Here is a 9935-nt window from a genome sequence, read left to right as displayed (position 1 = left end):
GGTACGAATGTTCGTAAAAAGCCGAATTGTACATTCCCGGGGTGATTACCACCGTATTGGGAATATCTACGCCCTTAGGTTTGACAGATTCAAGCAGATCTAACAGGTTTTCTGCATAGTTGGTAACTGTGTGTGTTTCGTAGTGATTGAATACCCCAAAAAGGGCTCGTTTAAGCGCCGTACGATTACAAATTACGTAGCTAACCCCAGAAGGACAACGAATATTATCTTCCAGCACATAGTACTTGCCATCTTTGTGTTTTATGACATCAGTTCCGGATATGTGATTGTAAATGCCACCTGGGGGATCCACGCCCATCATCTGATGTAGATAGTTTTCAGAAGAACTTACCAGCTCTAGTGGAACAATGCCTTGTTTTAATATTTTTTTATCGTGGTAAATATCCCACAAAAACAGGTTTAAGGCCCTGCTGCGTTGAATTGCCCCTTTTTCAATGACCTCCCATTCTTTAGCATCAATTATTCGAGGAAAGAGATCGAAAGGAAAAATCTTTTCCTGCATCTGTTTATCATCGTATACCTGAAAAGTGATGCCTTGATTAAAAAAGGACGATCTCGCCTTTTCATTCAGGCTCATATAATCTGGTATGGAATGCCCGCCATACAACTGAAAAAGCTTGTTATAAATCTCTTTTACCTGTCCGGTTTTATCATATATCTCATCAAAAAGTGATGGATCTCGCTGGTATGAAGAAAATATGGTGCTAGCTGCTTTGGGCATATAAAATTCTTTGGTTCAATATAACGGATTTTAAATAAAATTGAGAAAGGAAATTAACAATTATTCCGGGTTGAAATTGACAATTTGACAAGAGGAATCATGATTATTCGAGGAAATCGCCAAAGGAATTTCTGTTGAGGCAGTGATCGTTCTTAGTAATTTATATAAATTTAGCAGCTAATCTATAGATATGAAATATACGCTACTTGTTATTGGATTTTTTTTCTGCCATACGGGCTTTGGGCAGTTCGCTGAAAAGAGTAAAGATTATACAAAATATGAGGGCCTGTTCTCCTTTTATTACGATGCAGAAAGCGATAAGGCCTATTTGGAGGTAAAGGAGCTGGAAAAGGAGTTTTTATATGTGTATTCCTTGAGTAGTGGTATTGGAAGTAACGATATAGGTTTAGACAGAGGACAACTTGGAAATGAACAAGTTGTGTATTTTAAAAAAGCAGGTAACAAGCTACTTTTAATACAGCCTAATCTCAAATACAGAGCCCTTACAGAGAATGCCCTTGAGAAGAAATCTGTGGAGCAGGCCTTTGCGAAATCTATTCTTTTTGGCTTTCCCATAGTGGAAGAGAAAAATGGCACATTTATTATTGAGATCACTGATTTTTTGATGCAGGACGCACATGGTGTTTCCGAACGATTAAAACGTACCAATCAGGGATCCTATAGCCTTGATAAGTCCAAAAGTGCCTTCGATCTGTCGCGCACAAAGGCTTTTCCAAAAAATATTGAATTTGATCTGATGCTAACCTTTAAAGGGGAACCCAAGGGTGGCAATATACGTTCGGTAGCTCCAAATGCTGAACTTGTAACAGTCTCACAGCATCATTCATTTATTGAACTGCCGGACAATGGTTACACAATGAGGGAATTCGACCCACGTTCGGGTTCCTATCCTTTTACGTATTACGACTATGCAACACCGGTGGAGAAATCTCTTCTAAAAAGGTTTGTGACACGTCACAGATTGGAGAAAAAGGACCCGAATGCAGCGGTGAGTGAAGCTAAGGCGCCTATTGTATACTATCTGGACAATGGTACTCCAGAACCTGTGCGTTCTGCCTTACTGGAAGGTGGAAGATGGTGGAACCAGGCATTTGAAGCCATTGGGTACAAGGATGCTTTTCAGTTAAAAATGCTCCCGGATGATGCAGATCCGCTCGATGTACGCTATAACGTCATACAGTGGGTGCACCGTTCTACCAGGGGTTGGAGCTATGGCAGCAGCATTACCGATCCCCGAACAGGCGAGATCATTAAAGGACATGTAAGTTTGGGAAGTTTGAGAATACGACAAGACTTTCTAATTGCCCAAGCCCTAATGAATAAACCATTTGCGCAAAGTGATGATAACACCAATCCTATGCTGCAGATGGCACTTGCACGGATAAGACAGCTATCGGCTCATGAAATAGGGCACACTCTGGGGTTTGCCCATAATTTTGCGGCCAGTACCAATAACAGGGCGTCTGTTATGGACTATCCGCATCCGTATATAGCACTTACGAATGGTGTGATCGATTTTTCTCAAGCCTATGCCACGGGTATAGGAGATTGGGACAAGACAACGGTGGCTTATTCTTATGCTGATTTTCCTCAGGGAACGCCGGAAAAAGAAGGACTCAATAGTATTTTAGAGAATGCACAGCAACAGGGCCTGCGGTATATCTCAGATCAGGATTCCCGTCCCATGGGTAGTGCCCATATACTTGGACATTTATGGGATAATGGAAGCAGTGCCAGTGAGGAATTAGACAGAATGCTTGGTCTCAGGGCCAAGGCTATCGATAACTTTGGAATGGACAATATCAGAAAAGGTGAGGCTAATTCAGAATTGGAAGATGTTTTTGTTCCCTTGTATTTTTTCCACCGCTATCAAACAGAAGCCGTGGCTAAAAGCATTGGCGGACTAAATTATAACTACGCCGTAAAAGGAGATGGCCAGCTGGTGGTGGCACCATTGGAAGCTAAAGAACAGAAAAAATCACTAAAAAGCCTCTTTAAAACCTTGGATGCAGAAGTAATTGCTATTCCTTCAGCCAAGCTTAGCTTATTTCCTCCAAGAGCTATAGGCTTTAACCGAACCCGCGAATCATTTAATGGAAAGACAGGAGTGTCTTTTGATGCCCTTTCTGCTCCAGAAACCGCTGCCGATATGACCCTTGGCTTTCTGTTGCACCCCGAGAGAGCCTCCAGGCTTATCCAGCAAAAAAGCCTGGTTCCGGATCAAATAGGATTAAAAGATGTTATGGAAGGCCTGGAAGCCGAAGTGCTTATGAAGACGCATAAGGATGCTTACCGTATGCAAGTTCAGAAAACCATCAATTATCGGGTCTTGTTTCATATCATGAACCTGGCAGCCCATAAAGAGGTTCATCCACAGGTTAATGCAATTGCCAATGACTTCCTTAGGGATCTAAAAACAACGTATATGAGTTCTTCCGATGCCGATCTAAAAGAAATGGCCAGAAGGATCAGTGTTTTTATGGAAGATCCGGAAGAGTTTGAAGTAATTGCTGCTCCCAAGATACCAGATGGCTCCCCCATTGGAATGGATTGTGCAAATTAAGTAAGCCTTTACTATGGAAATAAACCTTATCAGCGACACTGTAACCAAACCATCTCCCGGGATGCTAAAGGCCATGATGAACGCCCGGGTGGGGGATGATGTATTTAAGTCGGACCCATCCGTGAACGCCCTGGAAGAAAAAGTCGCACATCTTTTCGGAATGGAAGCCGCCTTGTTTTTTCCAAGTGGCACCATGACCAATCAGACGGCCATAAAACTGCATACAAATCCCGGAGATCAGCTTATTTGCGACAAGTACGCACATGTGTACAATTATGAAGGGGGAGGGGTAAGTTTTAATAGTGGGGTGTCCTGTAAATTGGTGGATGGTGACAGGGGTATGATGAAGGCCACCCAGGTAGAGGCTGCCATCAATCCGCCCGATTTTTACCATAGTCCGCTAACCTCCCTGGTATGCATAGAAAATACAACGAATAAAGGAGGTGGTGCGTGTTGGGATTTTCAGGAATTAATCGCTATCCGAAAAGTATGTGATACCCATGGGTTGGGATATCATTTGGATGGAGCGCGACTATGGAATGCCTTGGTAGCCAAAGGAGAGGATCCTAAGGCGTATGGCTCCTTATTCGATACTATAAGTATATGTTTAAGCAAAGGGCTAGGTTGTCCTGTGGGCTCTGTTTTAGTTGGAAAAAAGGAATACCTGGATAAAGCGTTGCGAATCAGAAAAGTATTAGGGGGAGGCATGAGGCAAGCCGGTTTTTTGGCTGCCGCTGGCATTTATGCACTAGACCATCATCTAGAACGTATGGCGGAGGATCATCTCAAAGCTTCCGAGTTGGGAAAACAATTGGAAAAACTATCCTTTGTAAAAAAGGTTGAGCCTATTGAGACCAATATCATCATTTTTGAAATTAATGAGGAGCAATGTCCTACGGCCAAATTCCTGGATGCCTTATCTAAGAATAATATTCTGATCATTGGCATGGGGCAGGGGAAGTTACGAATGGTAACACATATGGACTATACGGCAGAAATGCACGCCCATACATTAAAAATAATCGCTTCTTTAGAGGGGATTTGATCGGGTGAGGTTAGAGATCCTATTGCGTACATTCGTAATCCCATTTTCCATCCCAGCCTCGGATGTATAAGTATTGCTGGTGCCTATGACATTCCCACTTTTATTCTTTAAGGTAAAATGAAATTTACCGCTATAACTGGTTTTTCGCTCAAAAACAGATGGTTTATTCATTAAGGGTGACAATTCTTTTACCGTGGTATCTAACTCTTTTTTTGAAGAAAAAGGAACACTTTGTAACAAGGAATTACCTTCTTCTGAGGTAACAAAGAAGCGGTAGCTGTTATTTTTTTCTTTTTTTATATTGATCATAGCCTCTGAAAGATACAAATTTAAAACAGTCAAATACAAGCACCGGGGCCAAAGTCCTTATTTTAGAAATGAATCCATTCCGGGAATATTAGGCATCCCTTCTTTGGCCACTGCAGCTAATTCTGCCTCCTGTATGGCCGTTGCTTTTGCGATGGCCTTGTTCAAAATAAGGATCAGGTAGTCCTCCAACTGCTCTTTATCATTCAGGAGTTCGTCGTCTATGCGGATAGATTTCAACTCTCTGTTAGCGGTCAACGTTACTTCTAACATCCCGTCGGCAGAATTCTCGTCAACAAGTACAGAATTCATTCGTTGTTTGGTGGCTTCAACTTTCGCTTGTGTTTCCTTGAGCTTGCCCATCATGCCCATTAAATCTCCGATCATAACTTTATTTTTCTTGGTCCCACAAAATTACTAATTTGGCGCGATTCTAAAACATTCATTGATGCATAAATCCAAAAAGACCCTGTTTCTCTTATTAAGTATTATTTTTGCGGTTTCTTGCCAAAACCAAAATAAGGAAATGATCGCAGTGACCCCCCCTAAAGCTAAAAAGATACCCAAGCAGTTGGAAATGCATGGAGATGTTCGTGTAGATGACTATTACTGGCTCAATGACAGGGAAAATCCTGAAGTTATTTCCTATCTGGAACAAGAAAATGAATACTATCAGACTAAAACGGCGCATACCAAAGAATTTCAGGAAGAACTTTTCCAGGAAATGAAGTCTAGGATCAAGGAAGATGATTCTTCTGTTCCTTATAAACGCAATGGTTACTGGTATATAACGCGTTATGAAACAGGGAAGGAATACCCTATATATTCCAGGAAAAAAGAAGTACTAGAGGGGGAAGAGGAGATTATGTTCAACGTCAATTCTATGGCAGAAGGACACGAATATTATAGTCTGAATGGGATTTCTGTGAGCCCGGACAATACGATGGCCTCATTTGGTACGGATACCATATCCAGGCGTCAATATGTACTTCAGATTAAAAACCTGGATACAGGGGAATTATACAAGGATAAAATAGACAATACGACCGGTGGCTCTGTGTGGGCCAATGACAATAAAACCTTCTTTTATACTAAAAAAGATCCGGTGACGCTCAGGTCCGATAAGATCTATAAGCACGTACTAGGCACTTCAACAGAGGATGATGTACTCGTTTATCATGAAACCGATGAGACCTTTAATACTTATGTGTATAAATCCAAATCAAAGAAATACATCATCATAGGATCTAACAGCACCCTTACTTCAGAATACAGAATTTTATCTGCGGATGATCCTGAGGGAGTATTTACTGTTTTTTCACCAAGGACAAGAGGTCTTGAATATTCCATCTACCATTTCGGAAGCGATTTTTATGTGCTGACCAACAAGGATGGAGCTACCAATTTTAAATTGATGAAAACCTCTGAAAATACCACGTCATCAGAAAATTGGAAAGAATTTCTGGCTCACAGGGAAGATGTCTTACTCGAAGATATTGAGATCTTTAAGGAATATTTGGTGATCTCTGAGCGCGATAACGGCTTAAATAAAATGAAGATTACCCGATGGGATGGAAAGGCGTCTTACGAGCTGCCTTTTAATAGCGAGACCTATGTGGCCTTCCCCTATGTAAATCTGGACTATGATACGGAGACCTTGCGTTATTTATACAACTCTATAACTGCACCGTATTCAATTATTGATTTTAACATGCGTACTAAGGAAAAAACCGTTTTAAAACAAATGGAAGTCCTTGGAGGAAAGTTTAAGGAAGAGAATTACCGTTCCGAACGTGTATGGGCAACAGCCAGAGACGGCGTTAAGATCCCAATCTCTTTGGTGTACCACAAAGACACAAAATTAGATGGCAACAGCCCATTGCTTCAATATGCGTACGGTTCTTATGGCGCCACTATAGATCCTAATTTTTCGTCTGCCAGACTCAGTCTTTTAGATAGGGGGTTTATTTACGCCATTGCCCATGTCAGGGGTGGGGAGTATTTGGGAAGACCCTGGTATGAAAATGGAAAACTTTTACAGAAAAAAAATACGTTTACAGACTTTGTTGATTGCTCCAAGTTTTTGATTGAAAAACAGTATACCAGTTCAGAACATCTGTATGCTTTAGGTGGTTCTGCAGGAGGTCTTTTGATGGGGGCCATCGTGAACATGGCGCCGGAACTTTATCACGGAGTAATTGCCGCTGTGCCCTTTGTAGATGTGGTAACCACTATGTTAGATGATACTATCCCCTTAACAACTGGTGAATACGATGAATGGGGAAATCCTGATGACAAGATCTATTACGACTATATGCTTTCATATTCTCCTTATGACAACGTAAAGGCACAGGCTTATCCAAACCTTTATGTTTCAACCGGACTTCACGATTCGCAGGTACAATATTGGGAGCCCGCCAAATGGGTTGCCAAGCTCAGAGAATTAAAAACGGATCAGAATCAATTATTTTTAGACACAAATATGGATGCTGGTCATGGTGGGGCTTCTGGCAGATTTGAGGCCCTGAGAGAGACAGCCAAGGAATACGCTTTTTTGCTAGATCTGGAAGGAAAAGAACAATAATAAAAAAAAAGTAGTAATTTTGACGCTGAAAAACCGTTTATAGTTAGGTCTTTCATGAACCAAACCTTATGGAACAATCAATTAAAGCCCATAATTCTATCCTAGATCTTATTGGTAGTACCCCACTGGTGAAGTTAAACACCATCACCAAAAATTTTAGTGGGAATTTTTATGCCAAGTTAGAGGCCTTTAATCCGGGGCATTCTTCAAAAGACAGAATAGCTGCCTATATTATTGAAGAGGCAGAGCGCAAAGGGATCTTAAAGAAAGGCAGCACCATTATTGAGACTACTTCGGGGAATACCGGTTTTAGTATTGCCATGGTGAGTATTATAAAAGGATACGATTGTATCCTGGCTGTCAGTTCTAAATCCTCACCAGATAAGATAGACATGCTTCGTTCAATGGGCGCCCAGGTATATGTTTGTCCTGCACATGTGAGTGCAGATGATCCACGGTCCTATTATGAAGTGGCTAAGCGTCTTCATGAGGAAACAGAGAATTCTATTTATATCAATCAATACTTCAATGAATTGAACATTGAAGCGCATTACAAGACTACCGGTCCAGAAATTTGGGATCAAACAAACGGTCAGATCACTCATTTGATCGCCTGTAGTGGTACTGGTGGCACCATATCTGGTACGGCCAGGTATTTAAAGGAACAAAACCCGAATATCCGGGTTATTGGGGTGGATGCCTACGGATCGGTACTGAAAAAGTATCACGAAACAGGTAAAATTGACGCGAATGAGATCTACCCGTACCGCATTGAAGGATTGGGCAAGAATCTTATTCCCGATGCAACCGATTTTAAGATCATTGATGAATTTATAAAAGTAACCGACAAGGACAGTGCCCATACAGCACGGGCCATTGCTCGTACTGAAGGTATTTTTGCCGGATATACCTCCGGTGCTGCTATTCAGGCTGTGAAACAACTGGATGCACAGGGAGAGTTTGATGCCAACAGCAATGTGGTGGTTATTTTTCCTGATCACGGCTCTCGTTATATGAGCAAGGTCTATAGTGATAAATGGATGGAGGCCCAGGGCTTTATGGAAGAAGTAAAGGTGGCACAGGATAAAAAAATGGAGATCATAAAATAAGGAGACTTCAAATGATATTTGGAAGGCAGTGATTTAAAATTCACTGCCTTTTTTTTATGCCTCTAAATTATTTTATGATTCGTGGTCAAAAATCCATATTTTTGCACAAACCAAACACGGTTAAATGAGAGATTTATTCGACAGGATTATTGAAAATAAAGGCCCCTTGGGAAGATGGGCTTCACAGGCTGAAGGTTACTTTGTTTTTCCAAAGTTAGAAGGCCCTATTTCTAATAGAATGAAATTTCAGGGCAAAGAGGTTATTACCTGGAGTATCAACGATTATCTGGGTTTAGCGAACTTGCCAGAGATTAAAAAAGTAGACGGTGAGGCGGCCCTGGAATATGGAGCGGCCTATCCAATGGGTGCCAGAATGATGAGTGGGCATACCGTGTTTCACGAGCAATTGGAGAAAGAATTGGCTTCTTTTGTCAATAAAGAGTCGTCCTACCTACTAAATTTCGGATATCAGGGGATTATGTCGGCTATTGATGCTTTGGTATCAAAAGACGATATTATTGTGTACGATGTGGATGCTCACGCATGTATTATTGACGGGGTTAGGTTACATATGGGTAAACGTTTCACCTTTAAACACAATGATATAGAAAGCCTTGAAAAGAACCTTGAGCGTGCTACCAAAATGGCTGAGCAAACAGGAGGAGGCATTCTGGTCATCTCAGAAGGAGTGTTTGGGATGAGAGGGGAACAAGGAAAATTAAAAGAGATAGCAGCCCTTAAAAAGAAATTTAACTTCAGATTTCTGGTAGATGATGCGCATGGTTTTGGGACCCTGGGAAAAACAGGAGCAGGGGCAGGCGAAGAACAAGGAGTGCAGGATGAAATAGACGTTTATTTTGCCACCTTCGCAAAGTCTTTAGCCGGGATCGGTGCTTTTTTAGCTGCAGATAAGGAGATCATAGACTACCTAAAATACAATCTGAGATCTCAGATGTTTGCTAAGTCATTACCCATGATCTATGTAAAAGGGGCTTTAAAACGTTTGGACATGTTGCGGACAATGCCCGAGTTAAAGGAAAAACTCTGGGAGAATGTAAACGCTCTGCAATCTGGTCTTAAAGAGAGAGGATTTGATATTGGCACCACCTCCAGTTGTGTGACCCCTGTGTATCTTAATGGTAGTATTCCAGAGGCAATGGCCCTCGTAAAGGATCTGAGAGAAAACTACGGCATTTTTTGTTCTATCGTAGTTTACCCTGTGATACCAAAAGGGTTGATCCTTCTGCGAATGATCCCAACGGCTACACACACCCTGGAAGATATTTCTATTACCCTGGATGCCTTCTCGGCGATTAGGGAAAGATTGGAAAACGGTACTTACAAGAGGCTCTCCGCGGCGGTGGCGGCAGCTATGGGGGAATAATATTCCCTTTTACAGCTCATCTAGAGTACCTTTTTATAGGTCCGGCGTCTTTTATAAACGACCGGGTCAAAATGCTTCCATAGTTGTTTTATGGCAATGTTATCCTCTAATTCAGGCGTTCTATAGCAGGTCTCAACCTGTTTTATTTTAAAGGTCTCATAATATTCATTGAATATAATGG

8 protein-coding genes and 1 pseudogene are annotated in these 9935 nt (G+C 41.5%); 5 read left to right on the top strand and 4 right to left on the bottom strand.

Translation table 11 applies throughout. The annotated features are described in order from the left end of the window. The coding region (locus tag WBM49_RS12305) for a circularly permuted type 2 ATP-grasp protein (RefSeq protein WP_424372349.1) at window positions 1-742 on the bottom strand (742 nt) is incomplete at its 3' end. Window positions 743-932: 190 nt separating this feature from the next. Here WBM49_RS12305 and WBM49_RS12300 point away from each other — a divergent pair. Together WBM49_RS12300 and WBM49_RS12295 are read left to right on the top strand one after the other, a co-directional pair. Continuing rightward, on the top strand, window positions 933-3326 hold the full coding sequence (locus WBM49_RS12300; protein ID WP_424372348.1) for a zinc-dependent metalloprotease: 2394 nt from the start codon (window positions 933-935) through the stop codon (window positions 3324-3326). Between the two features lie 13 nt (window positions 3327-3339). Next, on the top strand, window positions 3340-4371 hold the full coding sequence (locus tag WBM49_RS12295) for a threonine aldolase family protein (protein ID WP_424372347.1): 1032 nt from the start codon (window positions 3340-3342) through the stop codon (window positions 4369-4371). Here WBM49_RS12295 and WBM49_RS12290 read toward each other — a convergent pair. After that, window positions 4357-4680, bottom strand: a complete 324-nt coding sequence (locus WBM49_RS12290) for a YegP family protein (protein ID WP_424372346.1) — start codon at window positions 4678-4680, stop codon at window positions 4357-4359. The genes WBM49_RS12295 and WBM49_RS12290 overlap by 15 nt on opposite strands. Before the next feature lie 57 nt (window positions 4681-4737). After that, window positions 4738-5064: a YbaB/EbfC family nucleoid-associated protein gene (locus WBM49_RS12285; RefSeq protein ID WP_424372345.1), complete on the bottom strand. Its 327-nt coding sequence runs from the start codon at window positions 5062-5064 to the stop codon at window positions 4738-4740. A gap of 61 nt (window positions 5065-5125) precedes the next feature. On the opposite strand from WBM49_RS12285, the gene WBM49_RS12280 reads away from it, so the two are divergent. The 3 genes from WBM49_RS12280 to WBM49_RS12270 all read left to right on the top strand — a co-directional run bounded on the left by WBM49_RS12280 (window position 5126) and on the right by WBM49_RS12270 (window position 9754). Further along, window positions 5126-7261 carry a S9 family peptidase gene (locus WBM49_RS12280; RefSeq protein WP_424372344.1) on the top strand — a complete coding sequence of 712 codons (2136 nt, stop codon included), beginning with the start codon at window positions 5126-5128 and terminating at the stop codon, window positions 7259-7261. 68 nt (window positions 7262-7329) lie between these two features. Beyond that, a complete protein-coding gene (locus WBM49_RS12275) occupies window positions 7330-8370 on the top strand; it encodes a PLP-dependent cysteine synthase family protein (RefSeq protein ID WP_424372343.1) in 1041 nt (346 codons plus the stop codon). A 124-nt stretch (window positions 8371-8494) separates the two neighbouring features. Next, window positions 8495-9754, top strand: coding sequence for an aminotransferase class I/II-fold pyridoxal phosphate-dependent enzyme (locus WBM49_RS12270; protein WP_424372342.1), 1260 nt, complete (start codon window positions 8495-8497; stop codon window positions 9752-9754). A 20-nt stretch (window positions 9755-9774) separates the two neighbouring features. Here the strand turns inward: WBM49_RS12270 and WBM49_RS12265 are convergent. Beyond that, window positions 9775-9935 (bottom strand): annotated as a pseudogene (locus tag WBM49_RS12265) (GTP cyclohydrolase); the annotation flags it as partial.

Origin of the sequence: Muriicola sp. (genome assembly GCF_049669965.1) — a bacterium.
GTDB lineage: Bacteria > Bacteroidota > Bacteroidia > Flavobacteriales > Flavobacteriaceae > Muriicola.
The sequence above is the reverse complement of the archived record's forward strand: the minus strand, read 5'-3'. Positions and strand labels throughout refer to the sequence as shown.

Excerpts from the sequence above, each read along its gene's own strand:
- WBM49_RS12300 (WP_424372348.1), top strand. The coding sequence starts at position 933 with ATGAAATATACGCTACTTGTTATTGGATTTTTTTTCTGCCATACGGGC.
- WBM49_RS12295 (WP_424372347.1), top strand. The coding sequence starts at position 3,340 with ATGGAAATAAACCTTATCAGCGACACTGTAACCAAACCATCTCCCGGG.
- WBM49_RS12290 (WP_424372346.1), bottom strand. The coding sequence starts at position 4,680 with ATGATCAATATAAAAAAAGAAAAAAATAACAGCTACCGCTTCTTTGTT.
- WBM49_RS12285 (WP_424372345.1), bottom strand. The coding sequence starts at position 5,064 with ATGATCGGAGATTTAATGGGCATGATGGGCAAGCTCAAGGAAACACAA.
- WBM49_RS12280 (WP_424372344.1), top strand. The coding sequence starts at position 5,126 with ATGCATAAATCCAAAAAGACCCTGTTTCTCTTATTAAGTATTATTTTT.
- WBM49_RS12275 (WP_424372343.1), top strand. The coding sequence starts at position 7,330 with ATGGAACAATCAATTAAAGCCCATAATTCTATCCTAGATCTTATTGGT.
- WBM49_RS12270 (WP_424372342.1), top strand. The coding sequence starts at position 8,495 with ATGAGAGATTTATTCGACAGGATTATTGAAAATAAAGGCCCCTTGGGA.